Below are 16,806 nucleotides of genomic sequence, written 5' to 3' on the forward strand. Positions count from 1 at the left end.
TGGTCTTTACCGTAATGCGCACAGTATTGACCCGAGAAGGCGGTGATTTCCCAGGTGCCCAACCGGCGATTCGTGTGCTCGCTCGACGAGCTGCCGCCCGGCGGGATGAAACTGGTCGACGTCGGCAAGTTCGGCGTGGGCGTCTACAACGTGCACGGTGAGCTTTACGCGATCGTCAACTACTGCTCACACGAGGGCGCCCCGTTGTGCCTTGGCCTGATCGGCGGCACCAACGAATCGGCCCCCGAATCGCTCGACGGGATGCGCCGCGTTCGTGACGGGCAGATCGTTCGATGCCCTTGGCACAATTGGGAATTCGACGTCACCACCGGTCAAAACCTGGCCGACCCGCGGCGGCGCGTCCGCACCTACCAGGTCGACGTCACCGACGGTGAGGTGTACCTGACCGCATGAACCCCATGATCATCGACACGAACGTGCAACCGCACTTCCGCTACAACGCCGAGATACGCCGCTATCTCCCGGCCGCGCATCAGCTGCGCTCGATCCCGGATGTCGAGCAGCAGTGGTATCAGGCGCCGGGCGGCGACTACCGGGCGGACCTCTACGGCGAGCACTACCCGGGTTCGGATCCCGAGACGATGGCCCGGCACCTGTTCGACGACATGGGCGTCGATTACGCCATCCTGAACCCGCTGACCCGCGGCAACATCGCCGATTATCTGCTCAACAGTCGCATCTGCGCCGCGGTCAACGACTGGCTGCTGGATCGCTGGCTGGAGCCCGACACAACCGACCGTTTTCGGGGCACCATCCGGGTCAACCCCGAGGACGTCAGGGGCGCGGTGGCCGAGATCGAGCGCCTGGCCAGTCACCCCAAGCTGGTGCAGGTGGGTGTTCCGATGCAGTCGCGCGAGCCCTACGGAAAACCGATGTTCGAGCCGATCTGGGAGGCCGCCGCCGCGCACGGGCTGCCGGTTGCGGTGCACATCAACGGCGGCAACGGCGTCGACCACCCGCCCACCTTCGCCGGACATGCACACACCTACCCGGGGTACGCGGCGTTCATGCCGTTGAACTACTTCGTGCACCTGGCCGCGCTCATCATCGAGGGCGTGTTCGGCCGGCACCCAGGCCTGAGGTTCGTGTTCGCCGACGGCGGCTACGACATCCTCACCCCCCTGATGTGGCGGCTGGACACGTTCTGGCTGTCGATGCGCGATCAGACACCCTGGGTGGATCGGTATCCCAGCGAATACCTGCCCAGCCACGTCCGGTTCTGCTCGTCGGCGTTCGACGGGCCGACCGAGACCTGCGCGATGCGGCGCTGGATGGACTTCACCGGCAAGTCCGACCTGCTCATGTACGGATCGAGCTATCCCCACTGGTCCACATCGGCGCCGGAGGCGATCGCCGACGGGCTGGATGCCGCCCAAAGCGAAAAGGTGTTGTGGCGCAACGCCAGTGAACTCTACGGGTTGAAGGAGCGTGTGTCATGACGACGATCGAACGGGTCGATTCGCCCACCGGCCGCGAGGACGAGATAGCGGTCACCATCGTCGACACCGATGTGCACCCGTTGCCGCTCTCGGTCGACGTGCTCAAGTCCTATGCGCCGGCCGAATGGGTGGACAAGATCTGGCCGACGGGCAACGCCGTCAGCCCGGTGCCTCACTTCTACGACACGCCCGACTCGTTCAAGACGTCGTCGCTGCGCGTGGACGCGTGGCCGCCCGGCGGCGGAGTCGCTGGCAGCGACCCCGATTTCGCGGCCAAGCAGTTGCTTCTCGATGCCGGTGTCAGCATCGCGACGCTCGAGCCGATGTGCGACGCGCAACTGCCGCAGGCCGAACACGTGCTCAAGGCGACCTACAACGACTGGCTCGCCGACGTCTGGCTGGACAAGTACAACTGGCACGGCCGCTGGCGCGGATCGATCAGCGTCAGCGCGCAGACGCCGGAGCAAGCCGGCCGCGAAGTGGAACGGTGGGCGGGACATCCGTACATGGCCCAGGTGCTGATGACACCGCAGACGCGTGGGATCCCGTTCGGCAACCCGCATTTCGACCCGCTGTACGAGGCGGCCGCGCGCAACGGCTTCCCCGTCGCCACGCATTTGATGGGCCAGACGCCTTTCGAACTCATACCGCTGTACCCGGTCGGCAACCCGGCGCACTGGCACGACTTCTTCGCCTCGTGGCCGTTGCTGTACGTCTCGCACCTGATGAGCCTGGTGTTCGACGGCGCCTTCGATCGCCACCCGGATTTGCGGGTGGTCTTCGTGGAGGGCGGGTTTACGTGGGCGATGCCGGTGATGTCGCGGATGGACCGGATCTGGGAAGCGCGCCGCGGCGACCTGCCCCACGTGCGTCGCCGCCCGTCGGAATATGTGCGCGAACACGTCCGGTTCACCACCCAGCCGCTGGAAGACGCCGACACCGTGCAGTTCCGCGAGTACCTGGAGTTGATGGACCTCGGCGACAACCTGATGTTCTCGACGGACTACCCGCACTGGAGCTACGACTCGCCGACCTATGCGATCAACCGATTCCCGGCCGACCAACGGGAGCGGATCATGCGCGGCAACGCGACGGCTCTGTACGGACTACCGGCGACCGTGAAGGCGCTCCCCGGAGAACGGTGACGAGGTGGCCGATCTGGCCGCCCGGCTGACCGCTTTGGTCGGCGAATACGACGAGAAGTGGTCGGCGCTGGACTTCGTCGGCGTCGCCAACCTGTGGGAGCGTCAGGACCCGCGGCCGATCTACATCGGTGACGAATACGCGGTGCCGCTGGTCGGCGCCGACGAGCTCGATCGGCACTGGGCCAGGATCGGCAGTCGGCTGAAGCGCGCCTCGGTGTCGTCGCGGTTGTGGTCCGCCGACGGGTTGGCCGGGGGAGTGGCGCGTTGCGTTTTGCTGAGCCAATGGAGCTGCACCGGGCAGGAATCCGATGTTGCGCACACCGGTACCAGCTGGATCACGTGGTTGCTGACGTTTCGCGGTGATAGGTACCGCATCTTCCACCACATGGAATCGCAGGTCTACCTTGAAGATGGTTTCCCGGACGGAAGTTGAGGGGTATGACGCAGACCAACCTGACGCGGCCGCAAGGCCTGAGCCGGATCGACCCGGTGCTGCGTGATGCGGCGATCGAGCTGAGTGTCGTCGAGTTCCGCACCGAGACACTGCCCGCGGAGCGCGAAGAGGCCGACGCCCGGGCCGCCGAGCGGGCCGCGGCCGTCGAAACCGACGGTGTCGCGGTGGAATCGCGATCGATCGCCGGTCCGGACGGCCAACCGCTGGGCATTCGCCTGTATCGCGGCGGCGCGGGAACCCGGGCGCCCCTGGTGATATACGCCCACGGCGGCGGCTTCGTGACGGGAAACCTGGACACCGATCATGCGCATTGCGTGGAGCTGGCCCGTGCCGCCGGCTGCCTTCTGGTCTCGGTCGACTACCGGCTCGCACCCGAAAATCCGTGTCCGGCCGCGTTGGACGACGTGGATACGGCATTGCGCTACGTCGTGGACAACTGCGCCGAGCTGGACGTCGACCCCAGCCGCATCGCGGTGATGGGACGCGACGCCGGTGCGGCGCTGGTCGCGAGCCTGGCCCAGCGCGTGTTCGACGAGGAGGGCCCGCCGGTGCTGGTGCAGATCCTGCACCAGCCGATGCTCGATTCCGATGCCACCCCGTCGCGACGGGAGTTCCAGCGCACGCCGGGCCTCAACGGTCCTGCCGTGAGCCGGGCCTGGGGCCACTACCTCGGCCACACCACGGCGAGCGGTCAATACGTCCCCGCGCATCGGGCCAACCTCGAGGGGCTGCCACCCACGTTTATCAGTTGCTCCGAGATCGACCCGTGCCGTGACGAAGCCATCGCCTACGCCAACCGGCTACTGCATGCCTACGTCCACACCGAATTGCACGTCATCGCAGCGACATTCAACGGCTTCGATTCTTTGGTTCCCGATTGGGTTGTCGCGCAAGAGAACCGGGCGCTGCACGCCCAGTCGCTGCGCCGCGTGTTCGCCATGTAGCGGCTGCGGTTAGACCGGGGTGAACTTGGTGATCAGCCACTTGCCGTTGATTCGGGACATGCGAACCAGGATGCTGCTGACCGCCACCGACGGCTGGGCGCTGTCCTTGGTCGTGGTGACCTGATCGACGAAGACCAGAACCCCCGCCGAATCGGGGTGCAGTTCCGACACGGCGGCGCCGGTCACCTTGGCCTTGGTTTTCATCGACTTCTGCCTGGCCACCGGGGCTACTGTCTGCTGACTGAATTGGTCGAAGTACGACAGGAAATCCCCGGCGAGGTGTGTCCTGGCGGCCGCGAAGTCCTGGTCGAGCGTGTCGGAGGAATACGACAGTACCGCGGTTGTTCCATCCGTCGCGGCGTTGATCACCGAGCGCGCGACGCCGGCGTCGGTCTGTTGGTCCGGCCGGTACTGCTCGAAGTACAGCCACGTCGCCACGCCGCCCGAGATCAGTAGCAGCACAACCAAAACCGCCGCAATGACCTTGCGGGCCCTGGGCGAGAGGGCGCGGCGGCGGCGCTTGATCGGCGCGGCGTCGTCGGCGGATTCTTGGTCGTCGGCCACGTCGTCGGTGGGCTCGTCGTCGATGGGCTCCTCGTCGATTGGCTCCTCGGCCACGGAGGTGTCGTCGTCTTCGGCCGGCCCCTCGGTGGGTTCCGGTGCGGCCGAATCGATGTCGCGCACGTCTTCGGTCACGGCACGTACTCAACCTTCGACATCTTGTATTTCCCGCCGACATCGGCAACCGTCACCCTGAGGCGCCAAATTCGCGGCGGCTCGTCCTTGCCTGGCGGCGAATTGGTGACTTGCGATGTCGCCGAAACCAATACCACCGCCGAGTTGTCGTTCATGGACTCGAGGGCGGCGGCGTGCACGGTTCCTTCCGTGACCGCCTTCGACTGGATGACCACCGATATGAAGTCGTTGGCCCGCTGCTGGAAGTCGGCTTGGAATTCGCCGGTGGAGCCGTCGATCACGCGCTGGACATCAGCCTTGGCCCTGTTGAAGTCCAACGAAATCATGTTGAGGACACCCTGCTTGGCCCCGGCGACGAACGCGGCTTCGCGCTGTTGGTGCCTGGTGGTGTCGCGATGTTGAAGCACCATGTATGCGCTGGAGCCGACAAAGGCGATGATGCCGATGACGGCCGCAATCGCGGCGAGCAGCGGCATTCGCCGCCGCCATGCGGCTTGCTCGGTTACCGGCTCGGCGTAGTCGTCCTCGTCGTATTCTTCGTCGTCCTCGTAGTCGTCCTCGGCGTAATCCTCGTCCGCGGCGTAATCCTCGTCCGCGTCGTCGTACTCGTCGGGATCCGGCAACCCGAGGGCCTCGCGTCGTAGCCGAGCGGCGCGGGCGCGGGCCTGGGCCGCGGCGGCACGCGCCTCGGCCGCGGCGGCCTCCGCCTCGGCTTCTTCGAGCAACGCCCTGGCGTCGGCCTCCGATGCGGTCGAATGATCGGGCGTTTCGTTCGCCTCAGCCATCGCGATTACCGCTCGTGATGATCATTATCGATTGGACTCCGGTATCTCTTACCGTACTGCTCATTGCTAACATCAGAATCCACAGCGAACTCCGACGAGAACCGACCAGGCGGATGATCAACCACCCACGCTTCCTCTCGAATCTGCCGTCATCATGACCGCTGTCGACTCTCCCGAAAAGATACTCTTCGCGTCCACAACCCAGGCCTTTCTGCAAAAAGAAGCGCCGCTGAGTCGCGTCCGCGAACTGCACGCCGCGGGACTGTCCTTCGACCCGGCGTGGTGGCGGCGCGCCGCCGAACTCGGGTGGACGGCCCTCCTCGTGCCGGAGGAGTTGGGCGGCGGCAGCGTCTCGGACAGCGGCGTCGTGGACCTGGCCATGGTCGCCGAGCAGCTCGGCAAGACGGTGGCGCCCGGGCCGCTGTATCCGGTCAGCGTCGTGCTCGCGGCGCTCGCCGAATGCCCGGATCCGCAGGCGCACGCCCAGACCATCGAGTCGCTGATGTCCGGTGAAACCGTGGCGTCGTGGGCGGTTTGCGAGCCGGGTAGGGGCTGGGCTCCCCTGGATCCGTCGGTGGCGGCCACCCGGACGGAGTCCGGATTCCGCATTGATGGTGCCAAGGACCGTGTCGAGGCCGGGGCGCAAAGTGGGGTGCTGTTGGTCGTGGCGCGATGCGATGACGGCGTTCGTCAGTTCCTGGTGCCGACGGACGCGCCGGGTGTCCGGATCACGCCGCAGCAGTCGGTCGACTTGGTCAAGCAATACGTAAAAGTCGATTTCGACGGCGTTGTCGTAGAACGGTCCGCCGCAGTCGGCGGCCCGGCCGAGGCCGCCGCGCTGATCGGGCGGCAGAGCCAGCTCGCCCAGGTGCTGCAGTGCGCCGAGGTGGTCGGCATTCTGCAAACGGTGTTCGACTTCACCGTCCAATGGGCGCTGGACAGGCATACATTCGGCCGGCCGCTGGCCTCCTACCAGGTCCTCAAGCACGGCTTCGCCGACATGAAGTTGTGGCTGGAAGCGTGTCGTGCCACCACGTCGGCGGCGGTTGCCGACGTCGCCGCGCGCTCGCCAAACGCGGGCTTGTCGGCGAGTATCGCCAAGTCATACGTCGGCGAGATGGCGGGCCGGATCGTGCAGGCCTGCGTTCAGATGCACGGCGGCATCGGCGTCACCTGGGAACACGACCTGCACCTCTACCTGAGGCGGGTCACGTTGTACCGCTCCATGTTCGGCACGCCCGAGGAACACAACCTGAGGGTGTACGACGCGGAGAGGGCGGCCCGATCGGTGACGAACTCCCGATGACGACCACCGAAACCGTCGCCGAATTCGCGGCCCGGGCCCGAGTGTGGTTGGCGGACAACCTGCCCGCCATCGACCCCGAGAACCCGCCGCCCGCACCGCGTGACGACGAGCGATCCTGGAACCGGGCCCGCGAACTGCAAAAGCGGCTCTACGAAGGGGGATTCGCCGGTATCTGCTTTCCCCGCGCGTACGGTGGCCTAGGGCTGGACTACGAGTACCAGAAGGCATTCGACGCCGAATCCCTCGGCTACGAGATGCCGCTGATCCTGAACACCCCGACGTTCACCATCTGCTGCGCCACCCTGCTCGACACCGGAACCGAGGATCAGAAGAAGCGGCACATCGCGGCCGCCCTGCGCGGCGACGAAGTCCTGGTGCAACTGCTGTCCGAACCCAGCGGCGGCTCGGACCTGGCCGGTGTCATCACTCGAGCCGAGCGCCAAGGTGACCGTTGGATTATCAACGGCGCGAAGACTTGGAGCACAAGCGCTTTCGCAGCCGACTACGGGTTGTGTCTGGCGCGCACCAACTGGGACGCGCCCAAGCACGAAGGCCTGACCATGTTCCTGGTGCCCATCGGGCATCCGGGAATCACGTTGCGGCGCATCACCATGCTGAGCGGGTCCACCGAGTTTTGCGAGGAGTTCCTGGACGGTGTGGACGTCGGCGATGACGCCGTCGTCGGCGAGGTCAACGGCGGCTGGGCGGTCGCCTCGCGCCAGCTGTACCACGAACGCCGGGCGGTGGGGCAGGGTTCGGAGTTCGCCAGTGGCGCCGGCCATGAAGGCGGGCACACAACGCCGGTCGACTACGTGGCGCTCGCCGAGAAGATGGGCCAGGCCGACAACGAACGCATCCAGGAGATCGCCGGCCGGGTGCTCGTGCAGCGCGCGGTCGGCGAGCAGCTGATCGATCACGTGTACCGCAATGTCCGGGATGGTGTGCTGCCACCCACCGCGGGAACCCTCATCCGGCTCTTTCACTCCGAAACGGTGACCATGGACATGGACGCCGCGATGGCGATCACCGGAAGCGCCGGTGTCGTGGGGGAAGTCGGCGAAGGCCTCGAGGCCGGGCTGCGGTACCTGTCCCGGCAGAACGTCGCCATCGGCGGCGGCACCACCGAGATGGCCCGCAACGTGATCGGCGAACGGGTGCTGGGCTTCCCCCGGGAATACGCCGCAGACCGCGGGGTGCCCTTCAATCAGGTTCGGCACGGTCAGGGCCGCTGACCCGCCGGCGCTGTGCATCGGCGAGAGCGCTTAGCGATCGCTGTTGTCCACGGGCATTTGGACCAGCGACAAGACGTGATGTGCCGGGGTTCCGGGGGCCGCGACCAGCGTGAGGGCACCGCCCTGGGTGCGCGCCCGGTCGCGGGCGGCCGCCAAGGCGCTCACGCCCGCCGACCCAAGATGGGTTACCGCGCTCAGATCGACCGTCAACGACGCTATGCCGGAACGGCTTTCGACCGCGATCTGTCGGTCCAGGGTAGCCGCGGTGGCCGCGTCGACATCGCCGCTGACCACGATGCGGCCGGCCTCGCCGACCAAGGAGACGAATTCGGAGTTGACGGATCGTGGGCGGGGTGAGCGGCTGACCGTCGTGTCGGTGATGAAGTTCGCCGGTCGCGACAGGCGGTGCGTCAGGCTGGCCGTCGTCCCGCCGTCACCATGGGTGACCTGAGCCTTGTCCACCAACGCTTCGGCCATCGCCAGTCCGCGCCCGCGGCCTCCCTCACCCTCGCGGTAGTCCTTCCACCGCCCCTGGTCGACGACCGAGGCGTTTAGGTTGCCATCGCCGGCCAGCGCGGCCTCGACCACGATCCATTTCGAAAGCCGGTCGGAAGCCGTTGTCGCGTACCCGTGCTCGATCGCGTTCTCGACGAACTCCGAAACCGCGTGGACGACGTCACAGATGTCGTCGGCGTCGGCGCCGATCTCCGAGAGCCACTCACGAAGCTCGGCGCGGACCGCGCGTGCCGCATGAATAGTCGCGTCCAGCGTGATCCGCAGTGGTTCGGGCGGTGTGCGCCGTTGCACCGCAAGCAGTGTGACGTCGTCCTTGTAGCCCGTCGACCGCAGCAGCAATTCCAGTGTCTCCGAACAAATGCGGTCGATCGGCCGGCCGGGCGCGCCGATGACGAAGCCGCCGCTGCCGGCGGCGATGTTGGCCGCCAGCTCGGCGAACTCCGCGGTGCTCGCGCCCAGCGGTCGGCCGGGACGTTCGATCAGGCCGTCGGAATACAGCAGGACCGAGTCGCCCACCTCGAGCACTTCGGTGCGGACCGGGAATCCGGTGCCGCTGCCGAGGGGACCCGCACCCGTCGGCTCCGCGTAGCGCGAGCCCGCGCCGGCGCTGACAAGCAGCGGCGGTGGGTGTCCCGCTGTGCAGTACTGGAATTGGCCCGTGGCCAACTCAAGCGAAGCGACACACAAGGTCGCCGACTTCGACCCGGGTACCTGTTCGTGAAAGCGGTCGACCGCTTCGAGCGCTTCGACGATGTTGTGGCCCAAGGCAATCTGCATCCGCAGCGCGGTGCGCAATTGCGACATCACCGCCGCGGCCTCGACGCCGTGCCCCACGACGTCACCCACGACGAGGACCAGCCGATCACCCAGGGCCATCGCGTCAAACCAGTCGCCACCGGCCGCGGTGTCCTCCGCGGCGACGAGGTACTCCGCGGCGACGTCGGCGCCGGGAACAATAGGCACCGACGGGGCCAGCAACGCCTGCTGCATGATGGTTGCCGAATCGCGGGCGTGCCGGTAGCGCTCGGACAGCTCCTCCATCCGCTCCTCGGCGGCCTCCCGCGCCCGCACCCGGACGGTGACGTCGTCGAAGATTATCTGCACACCCTCGATCGATCCGTCGTCCCCGCGGCGAGGCGTGACGATGAAGTCGAAATACCGTTCCTCGATTCCCGAGCCGTCATAGTCGGCCTGCAGCCGCCATTCCGTCCCGGTTTGCGGTTCGCCGGTCGCGTAGACCCGGTCGAACATTTGGTAGATCTGCTGGCTCTCCAGCTCGGGGAAGACCTCGCGCGCAAGCTTTCCCACCGGGTTGCCGGTCGGGTTGAATGTCCGGTAGGCCGCGTTGACCGCGACAAACCGGTGGTCGGGCCCCTTCAGGCCGACCAGCATGGCGGGAACGTTCTCGAAGACACGCCGAACCTCGTCGGGCACACCAACGGTGTTGTCCCAATCCATTTCGGCGACCATCTGGCCGTCCTTCCCGCGGAACCTCGCTATGCAGTCACACAACCGGGTCGAATGCATGGCGTTTGCACACGTAGATATTCAGATTAGCAACGCCTGTTAGGTACCCATTGCATCAGTTTGCTAACGGCTGTCCCGGCACGTCGCGTGGTTACGCCGGATGTCGAGGGGTACCTCAGGTCACGTGAGCGTTCCCCGCCTAACCCGAATCGCGTCGACGTGAGGGATCTGCTGTTGCAGTTCGTCGACGGCTGGCGACCGGCGGCCTTTGCCGCGCTCAAGGCGTTCGCGTTATTCGTCACCGCCGCAACGGCTTTCCGGCTCATGTTGCGGCGCACCATCGCCGAGTTCACGCCGTTCGACTGGGTGACCGCCGTCGCGGTGGGCGCTATTGTCGGGCGAACCGCGACGGCCGCCGACACTTCGTGGTTAACCGGGGCGGCCGCCCTCGTCGCCTTGATCGCCGCCCACGACCTGGTCGCGCGGCTGCGGTTCGTCCCGTGGGTGCGCCGCCTGGTAGACCCGCCGGTGCGGGTGCTGATCCGCGACGGTGAAGTCGATGAGGCGAACCTGAAACGGTGCCGCCTCACGCACTCGGACCTGGACGCGATCCTGCGCCAGCACGGCCACCAAACACCCGCGGGCGTTCGCCTCGCGGTCTTCGAGACCAGGGGCGTCGTCTCCATCATGGACGACGCCGACCGCTCAGGCTGAGACCGGCTTTTTCTCGGGCGAGGAGACCTTCATCAGCTTCATCAGGTTGCCGCCCATGATCTTGGCGACGTCCTCCTCGTCGAAGTCGGTGAGCTCGTCGACGAAGCTGATGGGGTCCTTCAGGCCCTCGGGGTGCGGCCAGTCCGATCCGAACAGCACCCGGTCGGTTCCCACCATCTTGACGATCTCGGTGAAGCGGTCCTCCCAGAACGGGGTGATGTACACGCAGCGCTTAAACGCCTCGATCGGGTCCTCGCTGAACGACTGCGGCATCTTCTTGTAGACGCCCTTGAGGCCCTTGAAGAGGTCCGGCACCCAATCCGCACCGTTTTCGATGGAAAGGATCCGCAACTCGGGGTTGCGTGACAGCGCGCCATGGCATACCAGCGCACCCATCGCGTCGATGATCGGTCGGTGGCCCATCACCAGGCTGCGGAAGGGGGTCGGCTTGAACGGCAGGAACTCGTCGCCCGGCTCCCACACGTTGGCGAACTCGGAGTAACCGCTGTCCGAGGCGTGCATCGACACGGGAATCCCGGCTTTGACGCAGGCTTGCCAGAACGGGTCGAACTCCTCGAGGCCGAACGACCGGCTGCCCTTGTAGCCGGGCACCGGTGCGGGGCGCACGAGCACGGTGCGGGCGCCGCGCTCGAGGACCCACTCGAGTTCTTCGAGCGCGCGCTCGACGATCGGCAGGGTGATCACCGGGGTGGCGAAGATGCGGTCCTGATAGTTGAAGGACCACTGTTCGTACATCCACTGGTTGAGCGCGTGGATGACGTCGTGGGTCATCTCGGGGTCGTCCTTCATGCGCTCCTCGACCAGGCTGGCCAGGGTGGGGAACATCAGGGCGTAGTCGATGCCGAGTTCGTCCATGACCTCCAGCCGCGCGCCCGGTTCGCGGAAGGCGGGGATGGCCTTCATCGGCTCGCCGAGGATCTCGCGATAGGTCTTGCCCTGGGCGCCGTTGCGGAAGTAGTCCTCCTGGGCGCCAGGGCGGGCCACCACCTCGAACGTCGGGTTGGGGATGTACTCGCTGATGTGGCCGCGCACCACGATCTTGGTGCGCCCGCGTACCTGCACGTAGTCGATGACGTTCTTGCGCTTGTCCGGGAGGAACTTGGTCAGCGCCTCCTGCGGCTCGTACATGTGGTTGTCGGCGTCGAACACGGGGAAGGAAAGTTCGCGAGACGGCATGGCGATCTCCTTGCGGAAGTCTGTGGTTCTCAGTATCTGGTAATGACGTTACCACTTCTGCGCGGCTAGGAGTACCGGGACCTAACTGTCGGCCTGCAGGCCGGTCGGCGTCGCCCCGTTGATGATCGCGAAATTCACGGTCGCGGTCGCGGCGAGCTCGTCGCCGTCGCCGTAGATGTCGACCTGCATGACCATCGCGCGCCGACCGGACCGCAGCATCCTGGGGACTGCGCGCGCGGCGCCCTGCCGAATGGGGCGCAGGTAGCGGATGAAGAGGTCGGCGGTGGTCATGGTGGTGCCCTGCTGCAGATAGTCCAGCCCGAACTGCCCGCCCGCCACGTCCACGAGAGTGGCGATCAAGCCGCCCTGAAGGGCGCCGGACGTGTTGACGACATTGGGGCTGACCGGCATCGTCATCGCGAACTCGCCGTTGTGGATGCCCGGCCGCATTCCGATTTGCGCGAACAGCTCACCTAGGGTGGGCGTGGCCGATTCCTCGTCGGTCTCCCGGATGCCCAGCGCGCGGCTGCAGTAGTCGTAGAGCTGGCCGGCGTCAATCGGTTTGCCGATCAATTCGGTGCCCAGCCAGTGCAACCGTTGGGCGCCCATGATGGTCTGCATGACGATCGCGGCCGCGGCCCCGATATCGAGTCCCGGGTTGAAGACCCCTTCCGTGATTCCCTGCCCGACGATGTCGCGGATCAGCTGATGCAACGGGGACAGCACCCGGGTGTAATCGCGGGGGCGGGTTTCCGCCAGATGCTGGTTGTACAGGCTCAACGCCCTGTTGAGGCTGTCCTGGGTGCTCGACTCGGGTTGTTGGCTGACGCGGTCGATCACCAGCTTCAGCGCGGCGGTGCTGTCCAGCCCGTTGGTCTCGGCGCGCCAGGCCTGCACCGATTGCGCGATGGTCCGGTCGAACAGCGCGAGGAGCAGTTCGTCCTTGCTGCTGAAGTGCTGGTAGAAGGCGCGAAGCGAGGTCTTGGAGCGCGCGACGACCTCCTGGACGGTGAAGTCGGTGCGCCCCGTTTCGCCCAGGATCGCGACGGCCGTCTTGATGAAGCGGTCACCGCGCGTCACGTCGGCTTCCTCGGTCGGTTCAGCCATGAGAATGAGGTTACCGCGCATTGCGGGATATGCAGGAAAGGTCAGCCGTTGCAGTCGCGCAGGTCGACCGTCGACCCCGGTCCGGCCCCGTCCAGCGCTGCCGCATCGGCCGCGTCCTGGGTGAGCGCCTCTCGCCCCGCCAACACCTTCCCGTCGTTGCTCTCCGCGATCGAGAAGCAACCCAGTCCGGACGCGAGGACCTCGCAGTCGTTTGTCTTTCCCTTGACGTCACACCACAACACGGCGGCGTCCTCCGCCTCATGCCGGGTCCGGTAGTTGAGCCGGATGGATTCCTCTCCGGTCGAGAGCGACCCCGCGGCCGCGCCCCAGCATCCGGGTCTGCAGTAAAAGTCGACGTCGGCTTTGACTGCCGGCGCCGCCGCCAGCGACCCGGCGGCGACGAGTACGGCGATCGCCGCGGGCAGGGCAAGGTTCCTCATGGCCACGACCCCATCTCGCCCCCGATGAACGACGTCCACAATGTCGCAGGCGCAGCTCTGAGCGGGTTGTGAACCGGCTCTGAGCCGCGTTAGAGCGGCGGTTGGTTTATTGGGCAGGTCGCGGCGGTGCGACTACCATCAAACGGTTATGAGGGCGGTCTTCGTCGCGGTGTGCTCCGTGATCGTCTCGGTGTTTTTCGGCGTTCCGGCGGTGGCGCACGCGGACCCGTGCGTCAACGGCACCATCCGGCCCGGTGGTTGGGGTGGGGACTCGTTTTTGTGCCAGGACCGCGCGTGGTTGCATGTCGTGCCGAACGGTGTTGGCGATAACCGACCAGACCAGCCGCCGCCGCCGGGGTGTGTGCGGTTCGCGGACAAGTACATGTGCCCCGTCGACAGGCCCGGCTAGCAGCCCTAGCCGCCGCGGGACTCGATCATCGCCGAGCGATTGACTTTGGTGGCCGCGGTGCGGGGGATTGCATCGACGAACTCGACGGTCTTGGGCGCCTTGTAGTGGGCGAGCCGGCTTTTCGCGTATTCGATCACCTCTTCCTCGGTGAGGCGCACCCCGTCGGCCAGCTGCACCACGGCATGCACGCGGCGCCCCCACTGTGGGTCGGACAGCCCGATGACGACGACGTCGGCGATGCCCGGGTGGCCCGCGAGGGCCGACTCCACCTCCGCGGGAAAGACATTGGCGCCGCCGGTGATGATCATGTCCACCCGGCGATCGACGATGTAGAGGTAGCCGTCCTCGTCGAGATACCCAATGTCGCCGGCGGAACGGAAGCCGTCTTCGGTCGTCGGTAGGGACGCCGCCCCGCCCAGGTATCGCGAGCCGGCGGCCATGGGTGACCGCAGGTAGATTTCGCCGTGTTCACCGGGGCCCAGCGGTATCCTTCCGGCGTCGAGAATCCGGATCTCGGTGTCCCGAAAGCCGCGGCCGACGCTGCCCGGATGGGCGAGCCACTCGTCGCCACGCAACGCGGTGAGTCCGAGGTTCTCGGTCATGCCGTACGCCGACACGATCTGTTCCGGGCTCAGCAGCTCGAACCAGGTGTGCATTAGCGACGGCGGCATCACCGCGGCGCCCTGCAAAACGAAGACGACGCTGGACAGGTCGCGCTGCCGGACGTCCGGCCGCGCCGCGATGCGCGCGAGCATCGTGGGCGTGGCCGTGAAGTTGGTGATCCGGAAGCGTTCGATCACATCCAAAACGAGTGCTGCGTCGAACTTTTCGAGCACCACCAGGTGGTCACCGGCCAACAGGAAGAAGAAGGTGGCGAAGCCGTTGGTGTGATACATCGGCGCGGGCACCATGATCGTCTGCGGCTGGGCCACCGGCGTCCAGTTCGACAGGAACGGCTCGCCGTGCTGCGGCGTCCACAGCGAGGGCGCCAGGCTGAGGATCACCTTCGGCACACCGGTCGAGCCGCTGCTGCAGATGCCGTTGGCGTGAGGGGAAACGACTGGGGGCAGCGGGGTTTCGGACTCGGCGGCCGCCCGGGCCTCCAACTCCCAACGGGTTTTTTCGTCGACGACGACCGCGGGGTCGATTACCTCGCGCACCCGATCTCGCTCCCACTCGGGCAGGTCCCAGTGCATGGGCACGGGAACCGCGCCGATCTTCCAGCAGCCGAGCGCGGCGAGCATCAGGTGCTGCGAATTCGGGATCGCCAGCGCCACAAGGGAGCCGACCCCCGCGCCGTCGGCCGCCAGCGCGCGACCCCACTGGTTTGCGCGGGCGTCGAGCTCACCGAAGGTCAGCGCGCTCGCGCTGCCGTCGAGCGCGACGACCGTCACCGCCTTGTCGTCGGGGCGTTCCTCGGCGAGCTGCTGAAGCTTGGCGCCAAAGGGGATCCCTTCCTCCAGCGGATTGGGGCCCGCCTCGGACGCGATCCGTTCGGTCGTCACGCCGATACCGACCCGCTGAACAGTGTCTCCAGGTGACCGTCCCGGACGTCGGGTATCAGGCGCAGCGCGAGCGCCTCCGCGCTCAGCGGCAACCGGATCAGCGGTTGGGTGTGCCGGTCGAGCACGCTGACGTCGGACTCGTCGCAGAAGCCCAGGGCGCCGAGCAGTTGATGCGAGGTCCGCAGCACCTGCCGTGCGGTGTCCGCGGCCTTATATCGCAGGACCAGCGCGTCGGCCGAATGCACCTGCACCGGAAGGGATTCCGGCCGGCAGATGGTGTACTTCGCGAGTTCGTGCAGGCCGCGCACCCCGACAGCGGCGTCGGCGACCGCGAACCTGACCGCCTGGAAGTCGGCCAGCGGCTGGCCGAACTGGACCCGTGCGCGCACGTGTTCGGTGACGATGTGCAGCGATTGCTGCAGGGCTCCCAGAATCCGCCATGATCCCAGCACGAGATGAAGGTTAACGTCGCCGGCCGGGACGGTTCCGTCGGGTGCGCTTAAGGTGGCGGGCACCAGAAACGGCCCCAGCTTGGCGTTCGTCCGCACCCCCGGTTGCGGGTGGTACCGCACGCCGTCCAGGTCGGCGGCGATCCAGTCGCCGGGCAGGTCGCCGTGGTCGATGCGGGGCGCTTCGGGGTTGACCAGGGTCAGGCGGGCGCCGTCGATTGGAAGTAGCTCCTCCACGACGGGGTAGGGCAGCGCGTTCGCGCCGGCGGCCTGGCAGAGCACCGCGGCGGCAAGCAAATCGTCGGCCTCCGACCGCACGTCCAGTTCGAACGCGCCGAGGTCGGCCAGGGAACCCCGCGCCGCGTCGCGCACGCTGTCGTCGGCCTCGGCGCGCAGCGCCGCCGGTGGGCCGCCCAGCCGGGCGAGCCGCTTGGCCGCGACGGCGGCGAAGTCGCTGATATCTTGTGGCAGTTCGGTTTTCACCGATGGCCTCCCAGAACGTCGCGTGCCACCAGCATGCGCTGCACCTCGATGGTGCCCGATGCCACGGTGGCGGCCTGTGCGTAGCGCCAATGGTCTTCGATGGCCCCGTGCAGGGGTGCCGACGCGCCGCTGTCCAGCGCGGAGGGGCCCAGCACGTCGAACAGCAGCTCGGCGACCAGCTGATCGCACGTGGTGGTGGCGATGCGGGCGGCGCTGGCCGCCGCACCCGCCGATGGGTCGTCTTGCAGCGAGATGGCCCGATACGCCAGCAGCCTGGCCACCCGCAGGTCGACCAGCGCCCGGGCCCAGCGGGCGCGAATCGATTCGGGCAGCGCGTCCCAGTCGTCGCCGAGTTGCTTTTGCAGGCGGTCGAGCAGGGACTCGCACCGCGCGTAGCGAGCGATGCCGACCCTCTCGAACGCCAGCGCCTCCCGCATCACCCGCCAGCCGTCGCCGACCTCGCCGAGGACGTCACCGGGAAACGCCGGCACGTCGTC

General features: G+C 66.9%; 18 protein-coding genes. 9 read left to right on the forward strand and 9 right to left on the reverse strand.

The window, feature by feature from the left end; all coding sequences use genetic code 11:
- Positions 1-42 precede the first annotated feature (42 nt).
- Genes A5712_RS22705 through A5712_RS22725 form a run of 5 tightly spaced genes read left to right on the forward strand, consistent with a single transcriptional unit; the run spans position 43 to position 4,003 of the window.
- Positions 43-414, forward strand: a complete 372-nt coding sequence (locus A5712_RS22705; protein ID WP_255404417.1) for a Rieske (2Fe-2S) protein — start codon at positions 43-45, stop codon at positions 412-414.
- Between the two features lie 5 nt (positions 415-419).
- On the forward strand, positions 420-1,460 hold the full coding sequence (locus A5712_RS22710; RefSeq protein ID WP_068110150.1) for an amidohydrolase family protein: 1,041 nt from the start codon (positions 420-422) through the stop codon (positions 1,458-1,460).
- Positions 1,457-2,605 (forward strand): amidohydrolase family protein, encoded by a 1,149-nt coding sequence (locus A5712_RS22715; RefSeq protein ID WP_068110090.1) that lies wholly within the window; start codon positions 1,457-1,459, stop codon positions 2,603-2,605. Before A5712_RS22710 ends, A5712_RS22715 begins: the two co-directional genes overlap by 4 nt.
- 4 nt (positions 2,606-2,609) lie before the next feature.
- On the forward strand, positions 2,610-3,038 hold the full coding sequence (locus A5712_RS22720) for a hypothetical protein (RefSeq protein ID WP_068110093.1): 429 nt from the start codon (positions 2,610-2,612) through the stop codon (positions 3,036-3,038).
- A gap of 5 nt (positions 3,039-3,043) precedes the next feature.
- Entirely contained in the window at positions 3,044-4,003 is a 960-nt protein-coding gene (locus A5712_RS22725; RefSeq protein WP_068110096.1) for an alpha/beta hydrolase, read from the forward strand.
- Positions 4,004-4,012: 9 nt separating this feature from the next.
- Here the strand turns inward: A5712_RS22725 and A5712_RS22730 are convergent, their stop codons facing one another.
- Together A5712_RS22730 and A5712_RS22735 are read right to left on the reverse strand one after the other, a co-directional pair.
- Positions 4,013-4,567 (reverse strand): hypothetical protein, encoded by a 555-nt coding sequence (locus tag A5712_RS22730; protein WP_068110158.1) that lies wholly within the window; start codon positions 4,565-4,567, stop codon positions 4,013-4,015.
- Positions 4,568-4,695: 128 nt separating this feature from the next.
- Positions 4,696-5,484 (reverse strand): hypothetical protein, encoded by a 789-nt coding sequence (locus A5712_RS22735; RefSeq protein ID WP_068110098.1) that lies wholly within the window; start codon positions 5,482-5,484, stop codon positions 4,696-4,698.
- 154 nt (positions 5,485-5,638) lie between these two features.
- Between A5712_RS22735 and A5712_RS22740 the strand changes: the two genes are divergently transcribed.
- Together A5712_RS22740 and A5712_RS22745 are read left to right on the forward strand one after the other, a co-directional pair.
- A complete protein-coding gene (locus A5712_RS22740) occupies positions 5,639-6,790 on the forward strand; it encodes an acyl-CoA dehydrogenase family protein (protein WP_068110102.1) in 1,152 nt (383 codons plus the stop codon).
- On the forward strand, positions 6,787-8,022 hold the full coding sequence (locus tag A5712_RS22745; RefSeq protein WP_068110105.1) for an acyl-CoA dehydrogenase family protein: 1,236 nt from the start codon (positions 6,787-6,789) through the stop codon (positions 8,020-8,022). The genes A5712_RS22740 and A5712_RS22745 overlap by 4 nt, the downstream gene beginning before the upstream one ends.
- Positions 8,023-8,052: 30 nt before the next feature.
- Here the strand turns inward: A5712_RS22745 and A5712_RS22750 are convergent, their stop codons facing one another.
- Positions 8,053-10,008, reverse strand: coding sequence for a SpoIIE family protein phosphatase (locus tag A5712_RS22750; protein WP_068110108.1), 1,956 nt, complete (start codon positions 10,006-10,008; stop codon positions 8,053-8,055).
- A 216-nt stretch (positions 10,009-10,224) separates the two neighbouring features.
- On the opposite strand from A5712_RS22750, the gene A5712_RS22755 reads away from it, so the two are divergent.
- Positions 10,225-10,719, forward strand: coding sequence for a DUF421 domain-containing protein (locus tag A5712_RS22755; RefSeq protein ID WP_068110111.1), 495 nt, complete (start codon positions 10,225-10,227; stop codon positions 10,717-10,719).
- Here A5712_RS22755 and A5712_RS22760 read toward each other — a convergent pair.
- From A5712_RS22760 to A5712_RS22770, 3 genes are all read right to left on the reverse strand, one after another.
- Positions 10,711-11,916, reverse strand: a complete 1,206-nt coding sequence (locus A5712_RS22760; protein ID WP_068110113.1) for an amidohydrolase family protein — start codon at positions 11,914-11,916, stop codon at positions 10,711-10,713. The two genes, A5712_RS22755 and A5712_RS22760, sit on opposite strands and share 9 nt — an antisense overlap.
- A gap of 81 nt (positions 11,917-11,997) precedes the next feature.
- Positions 11,998-13,023, reverse strand: coding sequence for a hotdog fold thioesterase (locus A5712_RS22765; protein ID WP_068110160.1), 1,026 nt, complete (start codon positions 13,021-13,023; stop codon positions 11,998-12,000).
- A 41-nt stretch (positions 13,024-13,064) separates the two neighbouring features.
- On the reverse strand, positions 13,065-13,463 hold the full coding sequence (locus A5712_RS22770; RefSeq protein WP_068110116.1) for a DUF4189 domain-containing protein: 399 nt from the start codon (positions 13,461-13,463) through the stop codon (positions 13,065-13,067).
- A gap of 148 nt (positions 13,464-13,611) precedes the next feature.
- Between A5712_RS22770 and A5712_RS22775 the strand changes: the two genes are divergently transcribed.
- Positions 13,612-13,872 carry a hypothetical protein gene (locus A5712_RS22775; protein ID WP_068110117.1) on the forward strand — a complete coding sequence of 87 codons (261 nt, stop codon included), beginning with the start codon at positions 13,612-13,614 and terminating at the stop codon, positions 13,870-13,872.
- A gap of 5 nt (positions 13,873-13,877) precedes the next feature.
- Here the strand turns inward: A5712_RS22775 and A5712_RS22780 are convergent, their stop codons facing one another.
- The 3 genes from A5712_RS22780 to A5712_RS22790 all read right to left on the reverse strand — a co-directional run.
- Positions 13,878-15,377, reverse strand: coding sequence for a class I adenylate-forming enzyme family protein (locus tag A5712_RS22780; protein WP_068110121.1), 1,500 nt, complete (start codon positions 15,375-15,377; stop codon positions 13,878-13,880).
- Positions 15,374-16,309, reverse strand: coding sequence for an acyl-CoA dehydrogenase family protein (locus tag A5712_RS22785; protein WP_068110124.1), 936 nt, complete (start codon positions 16,307-16,309; stop codon positions 15,374-15,376). The genes A5712_RS22780 and A5712_RS22785 overlap by 4 nt, the downstream gene beginning before the upstream one ends.
- Positions 16,306-16,806 (reverse strand): acyl-CoA dehydrogenase family protein (locus tag A5712_RS22790; protein WP_255404418.1); only part of this gene is annotated, 501 nt, incomplete at its 5' end. The genes A5712_RS22785 and A5712_RS22790, both read right to left, overlap by 4 nt.

The organism is Mycobacterium sp. E2327 (assembly GCF_001672675.1).
In the GTDB taxonomy this organism is placed as follows: Bacteria; Actinomycetota; Actinomycetes; order Mycobacteriales; family Mycobacteriaceae; genus Mycobacterium.